At 39.7% G+C, this 18,206-nt stretch carries 15 protein-coding genes, 6 tRNA genes and 1 other annotated feature; of the genes, 14 read left to right on the top strand and 7 right to left on the bottom strand.

Annotated elements, in window-relative coordinates:
• Nucleotides 1–2: 2 nt before the first annotated feature.
• Both cysK and cysE read right to left on the bottom strand, forming a co-directional pair.
• Nucleotides 3–947: a cysteine synthase A gene (gene cysK, locus BLR11_RS09055; RefSeq protein WP_091650993.1), complete on the bottom strand. Its 945-nt coding sequence runs from the start codon at nt 945–947 to the stop codon at nt 3–5.
• A gap of 207 nt (nt 948–1,154) precedes the next feature.
• Nucleotides 1,155–1,847 carry a serine O-acetyltransferase gene (gene cysE / locus BLR11_RS09060; RefSeq protein WP_091650994.1) on the bottom strand — a complete coding sequence of 231 codons (693 nt, stop codon included), beginning with the start codon at nt 1,845–1,847 and terminating at the stop codon, nt 1,155–1,157.
• A gap of 43 nt (nt 1,848–1,890) precedes the next feature.
• Nucleotides 1,891–2,112: a binding site (T-box leader), on the bottom strand.
• 551 nt (nt 2,113–2,663) lie between these two features.
• Between cysE and BLR11_RS09065 the strand changes: the two genes are divergently transcribed.
• The 3 genes from BLR11_RS09065 to BLR11_RS09075 are packed head-to-tail and all read left to right on the top strand — an operon-like array spanning nt 2,664 to nt 5,979.
• On the top strand, nt 2,664–3,368 hold the full coding sequence (locus BLR11_RS09065; RefSeq protein WP_091650997.1) for an MBL fold metallo-hydrolase: 705 nt from the start codon (nt 2,664–2,666) through the stop codon (nt 3,366–3,368).
• 57 nt (nt 3,369–3,425) lie between these two features.
• Nucleotides 3,426–4,697, top strand: coding sequence for a DUF445 domain-containing protein (locus BLR11_RS09070; protein ID WP_091651002.1), 1,272 nt, complete (start codon nt 3,426–3,428; stop codon nt 4,695–4,697).
• Between the two features lies 1 nt (nt 4,698).
• Nucleotides 4,699–5,979: a DUF445 family protein gene (locus tag BLR11_RS09075; protein ID WP_091651005.1), complete on the top strand. Its 1,281-nt coding sequence runs from the start codon at nt 4,699–4,701 to the stop codon at nt 5,977–5,979.
• 112 nt (nt 5,980–6,091) lie between these two features.
• Here the strand turns inward: BLR11_RS09075 and BLR11_RS14750 are convergent, their stop codons facing one another.
• The 4 genes from BLR11_RS14750 to BLR11_RS09095 all read right to left on the bottom strand — a co-directional run bounded on the left by BLR11_RS14750 (nt 6,092) and on the right by BLR11_RS09095 (nt 10,348).
• Nucleotides 6,092–6,238 carry an IS3 family transposase gene (locus BLR11_RS14750; RefSeq protein ID WP_091651045.1) on the bottom strand — a complete coding sequence of 49 codons (147 nt, stop codon included), beginning with the start codon at nt 6,236–6,238 and terminating at the stop codon, nt 6,092–6,094.
• A complete protein-coding gene (locus BLR11_RS09085) occupies nt 6,213–6,596 on the bottom strand; it encodes a DDE-type integrase/transposase/recombinase (RefSeq protein WP_176762935.1) in 384 nt (127 codons plus the stop codon). Before BLR11_RS09085 ends, BLR11_RS14750 begins: the two co-directional genes overlap by 26 nt.
• Nucleotides 6,597–7,423: 827 nt before the next feature.
• Nucleotides 7,424–8,332 (bottom strand): radical SAM protein, encoded by a 909-nt coding sequence (locus BLR11_RS09090; protein ID WP_091651012.1) that lies wholly within the window; start codon nt 8,330–8,332, stop codon nt 7,424–7,426.
• 126 nt (nt 8,333–8,458) lie between these two features.
• Nucleotides 8,459–10,348 carry a carbon starvation CstA family protein gene (locus BLR11_RS09095; RefSeq protein WP_091651015.1) on the bottom strand — a complete coding sequence of 630 codons (1,890 nt, stop codon included), beginning with the start codon at nt 10,346–10,348 and terminating at the stop codon, nt 8,459–8,461.
• 434 nt (nt 10,349–10,782) lie between these two features.
• Between BLR11_RS09095 and BLR11_RS09100 the strand changes: the two genes are divergently transcribed.
• The 9 genes from BLR11_RS09100 to pta all read left to right on the top strand — a co-directional run bounded on the left by BLR11_RS09100 (nt 10,783) and on the right by pta (nt 14,590).
• Nucleotides 10,783–11,784 (top strand): nicotinate-nucleotide--dimethylbenzimidazole phosphoribosyltransferase, encoded by a 1,002-nt coding sequence (locus BLR11_RS09100; protein WP_091651018.1) that lies wholly within the window; start codon nt 10,783–10,785, stop codon nt 11,782–11,784.
• Between the two features lie 37 nt (nt 11,785–11,821).
• A complete protein-coding gene (gene larC / locus BLR11_RS09105; protein ID WP_091651020.1) occupies nt 11,822–12,643 on the top strand; it encodes a nickel pincer cofactor biosynthesis protein LarC in 822 nt (273 codons plus the stop codon).
• A gap of 150 nt (nt 12,644–12,793) precedes the next feature.
• Nucleotides 12,794–12,868, top strand: a tRNA-Gly gene (locus tag BLR11_RS09110).
• Between the two features lie 37 nt (nt 12,869–12,905).
• Nucleotides 12,906–12,981 (top strand) — tRNA-Asn (locus BLR11_RS09115).
• A gap of 3 nt (nt 12,982–12,984) precedes the next feature.
• Nucleotides 12,985–13,058 (top strand) — tRNA-Gln (locus BLR11_RS09120).
• Between the two features lie 9 nt (nt 13,059–13,067).
• Nucleotides 13,068–13,143, top strand: a tRNA-Lys gene (locus tag BLR11_RS09125).
• Between the two features lie 20 nt (nt 13,144–13,163).
• Nucleotides 13,164–13,238, top strand: a tRNA-Glu gene (locus BLR11_RS09130).
• Between the two features lie 6 nt (nt 13,239–13,244).
• A tRNA-Val gene (locus BLR11_RS09135) sits at nt 13,245–13,320 on the top strand.
• Nucleotides 13,321–13,549: 229 nt separating this feature from the next.
• Nucleotides 13,550–14,590, top strand: coding sequence for a phosphate acetyltransferase (gene pta, locus BLR11_RS09140; protein ID WP_091651023.1), 1,041 nt, complete (start codon nt 13,550–13,552; stop codon nt 14,588–14,590).
• Between the two features lie 81 nt (nt 14,591–14,671).
• Here the strand turns inward: pta and BLR11_RS09145 are convergent, their stop codons facing one another.
• Nucleotides 14,672–15,112 carry a hypothetical protein gene (locus BLR11_RS09145; protein WP_091651026.1) on the bottom strand — a complete coding sequence of 147 codons (441 nt, stop codon included), beginning with the start codon at nt 15,110–15,112 and terminating at the stop codon, nt 14,672–14,674.
• Between the two features lie 167 nt (nt 15,113–15,279).
• On the opposite strand from BLR11_RS09145, the gene BLR11_RS09150 reads away from it, so the two are divergent.
• Both BLR11_RS09150 and purB read left to right on the top strand, forming a co-directional pair.
• Complete coding sequence (locus tag BLR11_RS09150) at nt 15,280–16,668, top strand: NAD(P)/FAD-dependent oxidoreductase (protein ID WP_091651028.1); 1,389 nt, start codon at nt 15,280–15,282, stop codon at nt 16,666–16,668.
• A 114-nt stretch (nt 16,669–16,782) separates the two neighbouring features.
• Nucleotides 16,783–18,075, top strand: coding sequence for an adenylosuccinate lyase (gene purB / locus BLR11_RS09155; protein WP_091651031.1), 1,293 nt, complete (start codon nt 16,783–16,785; stop codon nt 18,073–18,075).
• The last annotated feature ends 131 nt before the right edge of the window (nt 18,076–18,206 follow it).

Here is an 18,206-nt window from a genome sequence, read left to right on the forward strand (position 1 = left end):
CCTTACTTCTTTTCGGGTACCAGGAATCCAGGTGTTGTGAGATAGCGATCTCCCGTATCAGGAAGAAGTGCAACTATTGTTTTACCCGCGTTCTCCGGTTTTTTGGCAAGTTCTGTTGCGGCATAGAGCGCTGCACCAGAAGAAATACCAATGAGAATACCTTCGTGTTTGGCAAAAATATTAGCCGTTGCATACGCCTGTTCTGTGGTAATTGTGAAAATGTCATCGTAAATAGAGGTGTTTAAGGTTTTGGGAATGAAATTGGCGCCAATCCCTTGAATTTTATGAGGTCCCGCATGCCCTTCGGATAAAAGCGGAGAATCTGCTGGTTCAACTGCAATGATTTGTACAGAAGGCTTTTTATCTTTTAAATATTCGCCAATACCCGATAACGTACCACCCGTTCCGACACCGGCTAAAAAGATATCGACTTCACCATTTGTGTCTTCATATATTTCAGGTCCCGTAGTTTCTCTGTGGGCAGCAGGATTGACCGGATTGGTAAATTGTCCTGGAATAAAACTGTTGGGGATGGTATTTGCTAATTCTTCTGCTTTATCAACCGCACCCTGCATTCCTTTTGGGCCTTCAGTAAGAACGATTTCGGCACCATAGGCAGACATTAAATTGCGGCGTTCAATGCTCATGGTTTCCGGCATGGTAAAGATTGCTCGATAGCCTTTTGCGGCGGCGACAGATGCAAGACCGATACCCGTATTGCCGCTGGTTGGTTCAATAATTACTGCGTTTTTTCCTAAAATACCTTTTTGTTCGGCATCTTCAATCATGGCTTTGGCAATTCGATCTTTGACAGAGCCTGCGGGATTTAAGTATTCTAGTTTGACTACTATTTTTGCGGTTATTCCGGATTCTGCATTATATCGAACCGGTTCTAACAAGGGGGTGTGACCAATTAATTCTACTACATTTTTATAAATTTTTCCCATAATATTCAGATCCTTTCTGGAATTTATCCATTAAAAATAAAGTGTTGTTTTATAAGAGTATCTACTACATCGAAATACCCATAAATATGTAAATACAGGTAACATATAAGCCTCCTTGTTATAACTAAAAAGAATACAAAAACAGTATAGTTTATGCTTATATCGACTTACCATGGATTTCCTTTCGTATAAGAAAAACATAGTAAATTATGCTTGTTTATGTAATGTAAGATGCATATCAGAAGTATCGTCTATGGCATCAAGGCGGTTTTGGAGCAGGGCAACTTGTTGTTTTAGCGCTGTAATTTGATCTTCTATAGGATCGGGAAGGCGATTATGATTTAAATCAATATCTTGTTCTGTATGATGTGCTTGTAGACGTTTTCCTTTTTGAACAACAATGTGTCCGGGGATACCGACCACTGTTGAATAGGGAGGAACTTCATGAAGAACCACAGAGCCCGCTCCAATTTTAGCTCCTTCACCAACGGTAAAAGAGCCAAGTACTTTGGCACCGCAGGCAATGACTGCATAATTACCAATCGTAGGATGTCTTTTCCCTTTTTCCTTACCGGTACCGCCTAGCGTTACTCCTTGATAAAGAGAAACATTTTTGCCGATGATCGTTGTTTCACCGATAACGGTACCCATACCGTGGTCAATAAATAAGCCTTCACCGATTTGTGCTCCCGGATGAATTTCTATACCCGTTAGAAAACGACTAATAGTAGAAATGACGCGAGCGATAACAAACCAATGATGTGTATAGAAAAAATGAGCAATACGGTGATTCCAAATAGCATGCAGGCCGGAATAGCATAAAATTATTTCTAAATTATTTTTAGCAGCTGGATCTCGGTTTTTGATGACGCGTATATCGTTACGTACTTGTCTTAACATAGATACAACCTCCATTTATATAACAAAAAATCCATCATCTCTAAACAGAGACGATGGATCGCGGTTCCACTCTGATTGCAACATATAAATACGCTGCCCCTCAAATCCAATAACGGCGGTAACCGGAAGCAGCCTACTTATATTTCAGCTGTTCTGCTCTCAAAGGCATTCCACGGACTTCGTCTGGGTGTAAGCTCTCAGCCGGTGGCTTACATTTTCTGTCAAACGGGGGCATGCGTGTACTTGTTTTGATCATTGCATTTTTATATTGATTGATATCATACACTTTAATTTTTTTTTTGTCAATAGGGATTGAAATATTTTTATATAAATTTCAATGATTTTGTTCGGTATAGTGTGTGTGTAATATGATAATCAACATGAAGGTGAGTAATTGAAATAAGCCAGGGACTACGGTATAATATAAGAGAATATGAAAAAATAAAATTTATAGATATGTAATGAAGTTCGTAGTTGGAATGTGAATTGGGACAAAACATACAGCATGGTGGAAATATCTTACGAATTGTTTTTTATCAGTTAGACAACTTTCGAGATGGGTAACAACGATTGGAATCGTGCTGCTCGATGAGAAATAAAAGAAAGAATACACGTGCGCCGTTACCTTTGTGCGGAAGAGGCTATGGAAACAGCTCTTCTGATTGATGAGGAAACGGCTTCTTATTATGATAAAACAGTATTGTTTTTAGTTTTAAGAAAAATATAATAAAATGGAATACATAATGATTAAAATGTATTTTTATTTTAAAAAGTCGTTTAATAGAAAGTTTAAACTAAATAAGGAGGAGATGGCAAATGGCGGCAGCGTTGAAGTTGAGCTATTTAAATCATAGTGGATTTACAGTAGAAACAGAAAGCAAGGTGCTTGTATTTGATTATTATCAAGATCCGGCAGGAATTGTTTCGTCCTATGCAGTCGGTACAAAACCGCTGTGGTTTTTTGTAAGTCATTGGCATGGAGATCATTTTAATAAGCATATTGCTGATTTTGAACAGCAAACAGCACAATATATTGTAAACAAGGATGTGAAATTGAAACAAGTTGCAGCAGATAAACTGCATCCTTTGGATATATATGATACAATATCTATTGACGGAGTTAACATTACACAATACGGTTCAACAGACGAAGGTGGGTCCTTCATGGTGGAGACAGACGGCAGCCGTATCTTTCATGCCGGTGATTTGAATTGGTGGCATTGGATGGGAGATACAGATAGCAATAACGCGGCGGCCAAGGAAATGTATGATAAAGAAATGTCCCATTTGGAAGGACAAGTTATAGATGTAGCTTTTTTTCCGGTAGATGCACGATTGGAAGCGGCACGTGAATGGGGAATTTTGGGGTTTCTTGATAAAGTAAAGATTACAAAATGTTTGGTTCCTATGCATTATTTTGGAACGCCGTGGCAGCCGTCTATTGATTTTCAAGCTAAACACGATGATGTGCCGCTTTGGATTCCGCGGGAAGGCGGCAATTCTATCACTATTTTACTTTAACCATATCGCGTTGATAGATATTAATGTCTGGCGTATAGCCGGAGGAGGAATACATAAATGGATCAATTGGAGATCACAAAACAAAGCCGCAGCCATGTAGCCAATTATATATTGATAATTGCTGCTATTGTGTTGCTTTTGTCATATCCGTTCCGAGACCTATTTGCGGGCGGGTTACTAACACATTTAGCAGGAGCGGCTTTAATTGGCGGACTTGCGGACTGGTACGCGGTAACTGCTTTATTTAAGAAACCGTTGGGAATTTCTTTTAAGACAGCGCTTATTCCGCGAAGTAAGGAAAGAATAGCGGAAACAGCAAGGCATATGATTGAATGTGAAATATTGACAGTTCCTAATATGTATAATGTGTTAAAAAGTCATCCTGTTCTCGATGCGGTGTTAGATTACCTTCATAGTGAAAAGGGGTTCAGATCCGCTGAACAAATTTTGGGACAAATGCTTAATACTTTTCTTTATACCATTGACATGCAGGCAGTGGCCCGGAATGCAGCCGGTATGGGGCGTCAGACTATTGAAAAAATTGAGATAGCACCGATGTTAAGCGAATCGTTAAAAGTTAGTTTCGCCGGAGCTGCAGGTAAGGACTTTTTGGACTTTTTGCTTATGACACTGGAAACGACGACAAAAAGTGATACAGCAAAAGTTTATTTAGGTGAAATTTATCGTGAATCACTGCGTCAGTATGAAAAACGAAATTTTGTTTATGCGCTTGTCATCAAAGCGGCGTTATCCAGTGAACTTTTTAGTCCGGAACATGTTGCCGGAGTATTACAGGGAAAATTTATTGAGGTATTGGAAGAAACAAAACGTCCTGACTCTGCCTATCGGCGCAAAGCCATGCAATTTCTGTGGCAGCAGGCGGAACGGCTGGAAATGAATAAAGAGTGGCAAAGTCGAGTAGAAAGTTATAAGATGATGTTGTTTGATTATATAGTATCCCGCCCAGATTTAAGTGAATCTTGGTTGCGTTATATTAAAAATCCATCGCGTCAGTATCGTTTGTGTCATATAGCGGCGGATTATACAGTTGAGCGATTGGAAAAATGGCGTCAAATGGATACTTCCGTTGAACAAATGAACCGGGCTGTTCTCGCTATGGCAGTTAAATCGCTGAAGCGGCTTCAAACTTGGTTTGGGGCTACAGCAGAGCAGGAAATTATGAAATATGACAGCCAAGTTTTGGCAATACAGCTGCAAGATAAAGTTTGGTATGACTTGCAGATGATTCGCGTGAACGGATCTCTTGTTGGAGCGCTCCTAGGTGCGTGCATATTCCTAGCAATGTATGCTTTGAAAGGAGGCTGGTAATATGAGCTATCGTCAACGTGCCAACAGTATCCTGGCGTTATCTTTTTTTTGTTTTGGTCTTGTGTTTTTTTGGTGGTATACACATGAAACCGGATTTTGGGAAGAACTAGTGTTTTTTGTTGTGCAGTCAGCGCTTATTGGCAGTATTGCGGATTGGTTTGCCGTTACCGCGTTATTTGATAAACCTCTTGGCGTTCCTTACCACACGGAATTAATCTATAATCATCGGGAACAATTGATCAATGCAATGACTAAAGTTGTATCAGAAAAATTATTAAAACCGCACATGTGGGAAGAAAAGCTTGATAAATTTTCCTTAACATCTAGAATTTCAATATGGCTGTCGAGTGAACAGGGTCACAAGAAATTTCGTTCTTTTTTATATGAAATTGCAGAGCGCATTTATGGTTATGCACGAAAAGGAGAAACGCAAAAAGCAATTGCAGAAAATATACGCAGCTATTTAAAAAAGCAGCCAATTATGATGTTTATGCAAGATCGAATTATAACTATGCTGGAAGCACCCGATGGAAAAATACTGAATGAATTGATTGCGGTGTTTTCTGAGTGTGTTCGCAGTAAAGATTTTGAAGATTTTTTGGTGAAAATTTTAGATAGTTGGATGGAAGATACCAAGAGGGGAAATATACTAAATACGGTAACGAAATTCACCGGATTGATGGATAACCGTAAGATAGCAAAAGATATTCAACAAAGTATTGTGACATGGCTGGAACGTTGGCAACATGCAGATGCTAACGAGAGAGAATGGCTCTGCAGCCGTTTGGAAATTCAGATGTATGCTATGAGTGGGCAATTGACATATACGATTCAAAATGGACAAAATCGCTTTATTGATACACTGCCTATTGAGGCATGGCTGAATGGAATGCTTCGATCTGGTACGTATTATTTTACGACAGGAATAGAAGGAAAAGAGAAGTTGACAAACTTCATGGAAAATGAGGTTATGCGGTATGTGAGGTACTGTGGACAATATCCAGAAGTTAAGGATTGGCTTGACGAACAAATTCGTAAGACGTGTACGGTTATTCTGGAAAATGAACATGCATTAATTGGTGTTGCTGTTCGGCAGGTACTTTCGGGATTTGATAAAAAAAGATTTAATGATTTTTTAGAAAGCAAAGTAGGAGAAGATTTAGCTTGGATTCGGATTAACGGGGCTCTTGTCGGTGCTTCGATCGGATTTTTGGCATTTCTTTTTCTTAATCTTTTTTATGAACCGTATATGGTACCTCTTATGCGGGGAATATTATCGTAATTATATTGTACGAAAAAATGTATTTATAATAAGTAAAAAAGACACTGACTTTATGTAGTGCCCTATAAAGTTAAACCGAAACGAAGTAGCATGTACTTGCTGCTTCGTTTTTTTATGCTGCGGTATGATATAACCGGTAATTAATCGGACTCAGCCAACCAAGTTTTGCCTTAATTCTGTGGTGATTGTAATATTCTATATAATTTTTAATGGCTTGCTCTAACTTTTCAAAACTATGATATGTGTGACCGTAATAAATTTTCCATTACATTATTGTCTAAGCAAGTTCCTTTCCGAGACATACTTTGAAATATCCGTTTATCTTTCAGTCTGGTTGCATAGTCTCTCATCGGATAGACCCATCCTTGATCGAAGAGAAAAGTCCGACGATAAGAGCAATCACTGGTTACGTCAATATCTTTTTCTAAAGCAGATAGAAGCCCTTGTGCCAAAGGTTGTTTTGTGAAACTGTAACTAATAATTTCACGGTTGAAAAAATCCAAGAATGAATCGAGATAGGTCTTGTGCGTAATGACAGTACCCTTTTCAGCAATCTCATAGTGCTTGAATTCTGTTGTATCTGTTGTAATTTTTTGATGAGGAATACAAGGTGTCAAAACGACAATTTAATCGGTTAGGGGCAATTTGTCCAACAGGAATTGTATTTACGACTTTTGTGTATAAAAGATTTTGACCTGTAGGCCAAGCTTCTGGACTAATCTTTGAACTTTTTTGCGGTTAACTATAATGCTATTTGTACAGAGTTTCCCCTAGATACGACGATAGCCAAAATCTTTATGTATTTTGCGTATGGCTTGTATTTTCTTATCCAAGGTAGCTTCCGGTGAAGTTACATCAAATCGTTTCCGCCAATACATATACATTGCCTTGGGAAAAATGGCAACAGCAAAAATATCTTTTAGTTTGAATGATCATCGGAGACGGATGACGATTCTTGCTTTCGTTGTTGATTCTGACTATCTACTGATTCTATTGGCATTGCTAATTTATCGGACACCTTAGGAGCCTGTCTTTCCGTTGTGAGACTAACCTACGCCGACAGTACGATACCTCAGAACCCATTGTGCCAAAAGGGACGGGTTATTTATGCCGAGAGCCAATGTGCGAATTCTTGATAGGAAATCTCGGAACTTAGATATAAATCCACTGCAGGGAATCTAAATTGAAAAGAGTAAGTTTTCTTTTGACGAAAACGAGCATATTGTCTTTGCTGATGGAGTTGTAAGCAGTAGTCCAATGCAGGATAGTTGTGTGACTAGAATGTTGTATCTTTTTGCAAAGCCATGATAATGTAGTTTCCTTTATAGATACGCTGAAGCTACTTTTTGTTTAAATTCAGTACTATATTTTGCCATAAAGATACCCCCATAAGGTAGATTGTAGGTCTAACTTATGGAGGTCAGTACATTAATCAGTGTCTTTTTTATACACCGGTTCCATCAAAAGACGGAATAAACATCTTACTGGCAGACGCTTTTTCTTGAACAAACCCATCTTCAATGCCGCTATCAAAAAGATATTGCTCGGCTTTATTATATTCTCTATCCGTTAAAGACCGGTTGATTTTTGGATATTTATAAGCATTTCCACAAGGTGTGTATTGCCGCATAAGACTGAATAATACTTGACCTTTTTTAAAATGAGAAGCTACCCAATCAATAATACGCTTCGTATTATCCAGACAATTTGGCAAGATCAAGTGACGGATGATAAGTCCTTTTTTTAATATACCTTGTGCATCAAGTTCATAAGGACCGACTTGTTCATACATTTGCAAAATTGCCTTTTCTGCTATTTCTGGATAGTTACTGGCCATACTATAAGTCGAACTGAGGGATGCATCTATATACTTAAAATCAGGAAGATATATTTGTATTTTACCTTGGAGAGCAGTAATGGTTTCCACTGTTTCATATCCGCCGCAATTGTAAACAACGGGAATTGGAATGGGGCTATCAAGGCTTTCTATAATTGCTCGTATATAAGGTGTCGGTGTTACTAAATTAATATTATGGGCCCCTTGGGCGATCAGTTCTTTATAAATCTGCCGTAAACGTTGTATCGTAATTTGTTTTCCTTGTTTGTCGGAGCGACTGATGTCTGCATTTTGACAAAAACAACAGCGTAAATTGCAGCCTGTAAAAAAAATAGTACCCGAACCTTTCGTGCCGCTGATACAAGGTTCTTCCCAGTAATGTAAAGCAGCTCGAGCAACAATGGGTTGTAAAGGACTATGACAGTAACCTGAAATAGCTTTTCCCGGTGCATTAGTTTCAGGACGGATGATATTGCAATGACGGGGACAGTCATTACAAGGGGATTGTGTATTCATGATTTTCTCCTTTTTATAATACAACGTTTATTTACAATTATTATAGCACGGCGGAGAAGAACAGAAAATAACATAAAAAAAGAGAATGGAGTTGACCATTCTCTTTTTTCTTATGGGTATAAAAAATTATTTTGTTACTAATGTATCTGCTTCAAATTCTTTTACCGTAGCAGCATAATCTCCGCCAGCAGATTCTTGTTCTTTTAAATGCTGCAATTCTTCAGCTTCATATTCCGCCTGCGTCTTATAATCAGGAGGAACTGTTTTGGAGAGTTCCATACATTTTTTGAGAGAGCCAATGCTGACAATGATGACTAAAATTGCCATAATAGCACTTACTGTAAACAGGAGCCATTCTCCTTTTGGCAAATAAATATTAAACATATTAAGAAAATCTGCCCAGAAGATAACCACTGTCAGGAAGGCCCATGGAATCGCCGTTACCCAAACATAGCGGGCTTTACCTATGCTGCAGATAACAACAGAGGAAATGGCTAATGTGATAATTGCAAGTAATTGGTTGGAGACACCGAATATCGGCCAAATTGTAGATAAATTACCTTGCAGTACAATATACCCCCATGCACCGGAGATAAGAGCAGAAGCAATGACGGCACCCGGCATCCAGTGAGCATCACCGAATTTCGGCCATACGCGGCCAATTAATTCCTGCAGCATATAACGACCGACACGAGTACCAGCATCAATGATTGTCATAATAAATAATGCTTCAAACATGATGCAGAAATGATACCAGTAATTCATCAACTGGTCTAGACCAGGGAGATTAGAGAAGATGAATGCCATGCCAACAGCCAAGGAAACCGCACCGCCGGGACGATGTGCAACATTTTCGCCAATCATTGCATTTAATTGAGGTAAATCCACTACAGACATATTTAATGCTTTAAACGCTGCTTCAGAACTATTGATTGCGAAATAATCGGCAGGTACTAAGCTGGTGGCTGCAATTAAAGCCATCATGGCTACGAAAGATTCTGTTACCATTGCGCCATAACCGACAGGAAGTATAGAGCGTTCGTTCATAAGCATTTTAGGAGTTGTCCCGGTACTGATCATAGCATGGAAACCAGAAACAGCACCACAGGCGATTGTAATGAAAACGTAAGGAAGCACCGGACCGGTAATAACAGGACCGCCGCCGGATACAAATTGAGTAAGGGCGGGCATCTGAATCATAGGCCCAACTATAATAATACCAATAGCCAGAGCGCCGATAGTCCCGATCTTCATATAGGTAGATAAATAATCACGGGGTGCGAGGAGCAACCATACAGGAAGAGCTGCGGCTACAAAGCCATAGATAATAAGTGCGATACCGATACCCGTAGGTCCGATTGTGAAAAGAGGAGCGATTGTAGGAGACGCTTGAACCGCTGGACCAACAACAACTGCCAGCAATGTCAAGACAACACCTATAATTGTGCCTTCTTTAATTTTTCCCGGGCGCAGGTATTGCATATAAACACCTATAAAAAGAGCAATAGGAATTGTCATTGCAATGGTAAATGTACCCCAAGCACTATCGTGAAGGGCATTAACGATAACAACAGCCATACCAGCCATAGCAAGAATGTTCAGGAATAGTACGGCAAAGCTTGTTGCGAGGCCTACTTTATCACCAATCTGAGACTTAGCAATTTCGGCGATAGATTTGCCGTCATAACGCATCGAGCAGAACAGGATAACCATATCATGGACGGCACCAGCTAATACACCGCCGATGAGAATCCATAAAGCACCCGGTAAATACCCGAACTGGGCAGCGATAACTGGCCCTACGAGAGGACCTGCGCCGGCGATGGCAGCAAAATGATGGCCAAATACTACATACTTGTTTGTAGGTACATAGTCGTGGCCGTCTTCAAAACGGAACGCCGGTGTCACCTTGTATTGGTTGACGGTTAGAACTTTGGCGGCAATGAATGCGCCATAGAAACGGTACGCCAATACGAATACTAATGCACTAATAATAACTAAAAACAGACCGTTCATACAAAAACCTCCTTTTCAAAATTTGAAGCATACTAAACTAGAAATAAGTCCTTTAAATATACCCTGTATAAGCATATAGTATTACATAAAATCAAAAAATTCAAGAAAATAAAAGTAAAATAACATTAGAAACGCATTAAAAATGACAGCTAATAGTAATTCTATGCTTAAAATACATAAGTATTACGTTTTACTATATAGATAATTGCGCATTAAGAAATAAAAAAAATATAAAATATTGCCAAAAAAATATAGTATATAGATTATTTTTACTACTTAATAAAATAAAATATATTAAAAATATTTATTATTGTAAAGCAAACAACAGTGCAGCTGAAAATTATTTTTTCATAAATATGAAAGGATGAAATAGGCGCAGTTGATGATTGATGATATAATAATATCAAATGTAAAATAATGGGGAGGAACGTATTATGCATACGGTGCTGGAAGAACTCGTCAATCAGATTGAGCCGCTGCAGACATCTGTTATGGCTCAATGTCATAAAAAGTTAGAGGCACTGCCGGATAAAACGGATCCGGCGTTGTGTTTTTTAGCAGAGCGGATTGTGGGGATTCAAGGAACAATTCATCCAAAAAAATTAAAGAAGGCTGTAGTTGTTTTTGCGGCAGATCATGCGGTAGACGGCGGCGAGAACATAACTAAAGGAAAAAACAGTGAAGCAGAAGCACGGCAGGTAGCTAAAGGAACAGGCGCTGTTAATAAAATAGCGCATCGGATTGGTGCAGGTGTTTTATTGGTGGATATGGGATTACAGCAGGATATTCCCGAAACAGAAGGAGTACAAATCTGTAAAGTCAGACATGGAAGCCGTTTTTTTGGCATCGGAGCAGCTATGACCAAGGAGGAAATGACGGATGCCTTGCTTTGCGGGGTGGCATTAGCGCAGCAATTAGCTGATGAAGGATATACGGCAATCGGTCTTGGAAATATAGGAGAACGAGGACTGCTTACTGCCCTTGTTATAACGGCTGCATTTTTTCGGGATAAGATGAATGAACTGCCTGAAACCGTAGACGCACAGGATAAGATAACTCAATTAGGTGCCATGCTGGATAAACATGGTTTAAATCGGAAGAACCCAATCCAGTTGCTGCGCTGTGCCGGCAGTCCGGATATTGCTGCGATGGTTGGCTTTATTTTATCGGCGGCCCAGCGGCGGCTGATTATTGTATTTGATAATGCGATTACCGGTACGGCAGTTTTATTAGCACATACCTTATGTTCCGGTGTGGATGCGTATGTATATCCATCCGCTCGGTATGCAGAACCGGTACACCAGATGCAAATGAAAAAGTTAGGACTTACTCCGTTTTTACAGTATGATGTCATGGGCGACCAAGGGACTGGTTCTGCATTGGGGTTATCCGTGCTGGATGCAGTAATTGAAATGATGGAAGAGAAGATATCGTAATTTAGTATTTAATTACATAATAAGAATGGAGCAGCATATGAAAACATTATATTTAGATTGTTTTTCGGGAATTAGCGGCAACATGTTTATTGGCATGTTATTACATGCGGGAGTTTCTTTTGAAGAAATGCGTTCAATGATGGAAGGACTGCATTTAGACGGATATTCGCTTATTTGTAAAACTGTATCTAAATTAGGAATCCAAGCAGTATATTATAATGTATTATTGACGAATGAACAGACGCATGAAGAAACAGAACATGATGCACATGAACATCATCACCATCATAAAAATAACCATCTGGTAATAGATGCTGGCGGACATCACCATCATCACGCGCACAGAGGATTGGCTGAAATTACAAAAATCATTCAGGATTCAGCGCTTACGGATACGATTAAAGAAAAAAGCTTAGCAGTATTTGCGGTGTTAGCTGCTGCGGAGGCTAAGGTACATGGTGTACCTGTGGAAGAAATACATTTTCATGAAGTCGGAGCTGTTGATTGTATTCTTGATATTGTGGGGACTGTTTGGGCATTGGATTATTTAGGTATTGAACAAATAGGCGTTTCGCCGCTTCATGTAGGCAGCGGTTTTGTTCAGTGTGCGCATGGAATTATGCCGATTCCGGCACCAGCCTCTGCAGAACTTTTGACGGGTATTCCGTACTATTCTACAGATGTTTGCGGTGAGTTAGTTACGCCTACGGGAGCAGCATTGGTTAAAACATTAGCGGCATATATAGGACCTCGGCCAAAATCTTTTGTTCATTCCTGTATTGCATATGGTGCAGGAACTAAAAATTTGTCAATACCAAATGTTGTTCGAGGGTTTATTGGGCAAGCGGAAAAATTTTAAAAAGTGGGTTGGACGGAATTTTCTGCCCGGTTCAAGTTATAGGGTTGACATAATATGTGAAATTTGATATTATATTAAAGCATTCAATTGAGAAGTTGAATTTATGGTATTGACATCGCCATCTATTGATGATAAAATAGCTTTTGTCATGCGGAAGTAGCTCAGTGGTAGAGCACCACCTTGCCAAGGTGGGGGTCGCGAGTTCGAGCCTCGTTTTCCGCTCCATATTTTCTTGAAAATATCGGATAACATATTTTCACATTCCTCGATAGCTCAGTTGGTAGAGCAATCGGCTGTTAACCGATTTGTCGTAGGTTCGAGTCCTACTCGGGGAGCCATGTAGGGGTATCGCCAAGCGGTAAGGCAACGGACTCTGACTCCGTCATCGTTGGTTCGAATCCAGCTACCCCTGCCATTTTTTTATGATCCACTAGCTCAGTCGGTAGAGCACCTGACTTTTAATCAGGGTGTCCCGAGTTCGAATCTCGGGTGGATCACCATGTATTTCCATATTTATTATGGCCCCTTGGTCAAGTGGTTAAGACACCGCCCTTTCACGGCGTGAACGTGGGTTCAAATCCCGCAGGGGTCACCATTATATGGGCGATTAGCTCAGCTGGGAGAGCGCCTGCCTTACAAGCAGGATGTCAGCGGTTCAAGCCCGTTATCGCCCACCAAAAAAGAATCTGCACAAGCAGGTTCTTTTTATTTTGAACAAGTATATTTAAATGGGACACTTGATTATTCTGAATGTTCTGAAATTGACCCTATGCCATACTGGCATACTTGCTATAAAAGTTTTATTTCAAAATATTGTTTTATTCATAAGAAAAATGTATTATAATAAAAGTTAGCTTAAATGGAAATATTTCTAAGTTTCCTAATATATTTAAGGAGTGGTAATGAATGGGTAGATTTACTGATGATTTGAAAAGTCGTGTTGCTAAAGCCCAGAAGAAAATCGTTCTTCCGGAAACCAACAGCCGTCGTGTCCTGAAAGCCGCAGAACGTGTTTTGGCAGAAGGCTTTGCTAAAATTATTCTTGTAGGAAATTTAGAACAGATAAAAAAAGATGCTGCTAAATTCCAAATCGATTTAACTGGGGTTGAAGTTATCGATCCAGCTACATACCCTCGTCTTGATCAATTTGCCGCATATCTTGCGGAACGCCGTAAGAAAAAAGGAATGACAATTGAACAGGCAAAGGATATTTTGCTTCACAATAATACTTTTTTTGGCGCTGCTTTGGTAGCGTTTGATGTAGCTGATGGTATGGTTTCCGGTGCTGCTACAACTTCTGCTGAAGTTATTCGTGCAGGGTTGCAGGTCATTGGTCCCCGTCCGGGAAATAAAACGGTATCCAGTGCATTTATTTTAATTACAAATACTCCGCAATATGGTGATAATGGTATTTTGGTTTTGGGCGATTGCGGTGTTATTCCTGAACCAACGGCGGAACAACTTGCCGATATTGCTTGTATTTGTGTAGAACGTGCACGCACAACGGTTCAGATTCTTGATCCTAAGGTTGCTTTCTTGTCCTATTCTACAAAGGGCAGCGGTTCTGGAGATTCTGTTGAAAAAGTACGTAAAGCTGTAGAAATCTTGAAAGAACGTAATGTTGATTTTGATTTTGACGGCGAAATGCAAGCGGACGCTGCATTAGTTCCAGATGTTGGTGAAGGGAAGGCTCCGGGTTCTAAAGTTGCCGGACATGCGAATGTTCTTATTTTCCCAAGTCTTGATGCAGCTAACATTGGATATAAGATGGTTCAGCGGTTTGCTAATGCTACGGCTCTGGGGCCATTGGTACAAGGCTTGGCCAAACCGATCCTTGATTTATCCCGCGGTTGCTCTTCTGATGATGTTGCTGATGTTGTAGCAGTATGCTGCAGTGATGCGATTTCAACAGAAATTTTTTACAAGACGCATCAAGAAGATAAATAATATAACTGAATAATAAAAACAGTCATCTGGTTAACAGATGACTGTTTTTTACGTTGCGTTATGTAATTGAAAAATAAAGACTTACCGAAAACGCTGACGTTTATTTCCTACGACCATGTAGCGGCTGGCACTTTTGTATACCATATACGTAAAAAAGAAAAAGCCAAAAAGAAATACAAGGGCATATTCTTGTGTAAGCGGTTCATCTTGTACGTAATAATAAGCACAGACAAGTGTTAGTATAAGACTGGCATACATAGAAATAGTGATACAAGCAGTACGCTGTCCACGATCACGCATACGATAAAAATTCCTGAACTTTATATACAATCCAATGGTAGATAAAATAAGGATTGTTGTGATTCCCGCAATAAAGACCATATCCATTTGCAAATAAAAAGAAATCAAGAGGATGACCATAAGCATCATGGTCCAAAGAAAAATAAATTTTTGACGCGTTAAGTCAATCTTTTCTTCTTCAGCAAAAGGGTTATGCCGTTTACGATTCCGTTCTTTTACCATTATGACTCTCCTTTCCTTTAAGCAGATAATGCTATATTATTATAGCATATTTTTTGATTTGACAAGTCAACTTATTTTATGATATCCTAAATTAGGATAATTAAATAAGTTAAATCAGCCCAATCGGTATCCCGTTTGGGCTTTTGTCATGGAAGGAGCGGTTCGTTATGAAAGCAATAAAAAATTATGATGTCATTATTATTGGAGCGGGTCCTGCTGGTATTTTTACGGCGTTAGAGCTGGCTGATAAAGGACTGGATATTCTTATTGTGGAAAAAGGACAAGATATCCGAGAACGAATCGCTACAAGCCTTAATAAAAATGCTTTGACGAAAGACAAGGTTCGCAATGTTGTTTGTGGATGGGGCGGTGCTGGCGCTTTTAGTGATGGCAAACTTACATTGACAACTGAATATGGTGGAAATTTAGATGACTATATGTCTAAGGCCGAATTAATGGAAAAAATTAATTATGTAGATACGATATATGGAAAATTCGGTGGAGCAGATCGCAAGGTATATGGCAATGACAATCTGGAACGTATCCATCAAATACAGCGTAAGGCAGCGGCTGCTGATTTGCGGTTTATTCCCGCACGTATTCGTCATCTGGGGACAGATGTCAATGCTCAAATACTTACCAATATGCGGGATTATCTAACGGGAAAAGTTGATATTATGGCGGATACAGATGTGCAGCATATTCTTGTCGAGATGGGAAAAGTACAAGGCGTTCAAATTAAAGAACAGTTTTATGCTTGTAAATATTTAGTTTGTGCACCGGGGCGTGAAGGTTCGGAATGGTTTGTGGATGAAGCTGAAAAATTAGGTCTTTCATTTACTTCGAATGCTGTCGATATTGGAGTGCGGGTGGAAATGCCGGCAGAGGTTATGGAACATATTACAGAGGTTGTATATGAATCAAAATTAGTTTATTTCAGTCGTTCTTTTGATGACCGAGTCCGTACATTTTGTATGAATCCATATGGGTTTGTCGTTACGGAAAACAACGATGGATTACTTACTGTAAATGGACATAGTTATGCTCATAAACGCAGTGAAAATACTAATTTTGCTGTTCTTGTTTCAAAGTGTTTTACGGAACCATTTCATGAACCAATCCAATATGGTAAATATATTGCACGTCTGGCCAATATATTAGGCGGCGGGGTTATTGTACAGCGTCTTGGCGATCTTCTTGACGGCCGTCGATCTACACCGGAACGCATACGCCGTGGTCTGGTGCGGCCAACGATGACTAGCGCAACACCGGGGGATTTGTCCTTGGTTTTGCCCTATCGCCATTTGCAAGATATTAAAGAAATGATGGAAGCATTGGATGTTATCGCGCCGGGGGCTAATTCACGCCATACATTATTATATGGTGTAGAAGTTAAATTTTATTCAAGCCGCATGCAGCTTAATAATAAACTGGAAACGAAGATTCCCAATTTCTTTGCTATTGGTGATGGAGCTGGCATAACACGTGGTCTTGTACAAGCTTCGGCAGCGGGAGTAACTGTGGGGCGCGAAATTCTTGTGCGAGAAGGAAAATAAGATTACTATCTACCGGATACGGAGTTGATAGTGTATAATAATATAGTTAATATAAAATAAATGCTGTCAAGTGAATACGGCAGAGGGTAACTTTTTTAAAAAGGGGAGATTATAGTGATAGAACGCTATACGAAAGAAGAAATGGGCAAGATCTGGGCAGAATTCAATGAATGGGATACACTGAAACAGGTTGAAATACTGTCCAGTGAAGCACAGTCGAAGTTAGGGCTTGTCCCTGAGGAAGCAGCCAAAGACATTCGTGAAAAGGCAAAGTTTTCTGTAGATCGTATCCATGAAATTGAAGCGGAAACGCATCATGATATTGCTGCTTTCGTATCGAATCTCTCAGAAAATGTTGGAGAATCAGGGAAATATATTCATTTGGGTCTGACCTCTACAGATGTAAAGGATACCGCTATGGGATATATGCTCAAGCAGGCTTCGGATATTCTCATTAAAGATTTAGAGGCGTTTCGTGAAGTGCTGCGCCGGCGGGCTGTTGAATTTAAATATACTCCTATGATCGGCCGTACGCATGGTATTCATGCTGAAGCTACGACGTTTGGACTCAAACTTTGTGTATGGCTTGCTGAAACAGATAGAAATATCGAACGCATGAAGCATGCCAAAAAAGCAATTGCTGTGGGTAAAATTTCGGGTGCTGTTGGAACCTATGCTGATATTGATCCTTTTGTTGAACAATATGTTTGTGAAAAGCTGGGCATTGAACCGGCTCCGATTTCTACACAGACCTTGCAGCGTGATCGTCATGCGGAGTTTGTATCGACACTTGCTGTTATTGCTAGTTCTATTGATAAATTTGCAACAGAAATCCGCCATCTCCAACGGACAGAAGTTCGTGAAGCAGAAGAATATTTTAGTCCAAAGCAAAAAGGATCATCTATTATGCCGCATAAACGAAATCCTATTACGTGTGAACGCATGTGTGGTCTTGCGCGTGTAATCCGCGGCAATTCTCAAGCAGCATTGGAAGATGTGGCACTTTGGCATGAACGGGATATTTCTCACTCCTCCGTAGAACGTGTTATTCTTCCGGATAGTACGATTGCGCTGGATTATATGCTCCAGACTTTTACAAACGTTATGGATCGTCTTATTGTATATCCAGATAAGATGCTCAAGGATTTAAATCTTACAGGCGGACTTATTTACAGTCCGATCCTGCTTAACACGCTGGTAGAAAAAGGAGCTGTCCGCGAACAGGCATATCGCTGGGTACAGCGTAATGCAATGAAACGCTGGCTTGAAGGGGAAGATTTTTTGGAAAATTTGAAAAAAGACGAGGATGTCGCTAATTTCATGACAACAGAAGAAATTGAAAGTTGTTTTGATGTCAATAAGATGCTGCGTCATGTAGATACTATCTTTGCTCGATTTGGTTTATAAAAAATTCAATTAAAAGACTTCGAAAGAATGTACTGACCCCCATAAGTTAGACCTAGAAATCTAGCTTATGGGGGTCAGCTTTTTATGGCAAAATATAGTTATGAATTTAAGATGAAAGTTGTTAACGAGTA

This window comes from Megasphaera paucivorans (assembly GCF_900103535.1).
GTDB classification, from domain to species: domain Bacteria; phylum Bacillota; class Negativicutes; order Veillonellales; family Megasphaeraceae; genus Megasphaera_A; species Megasphaera_A paucivorans.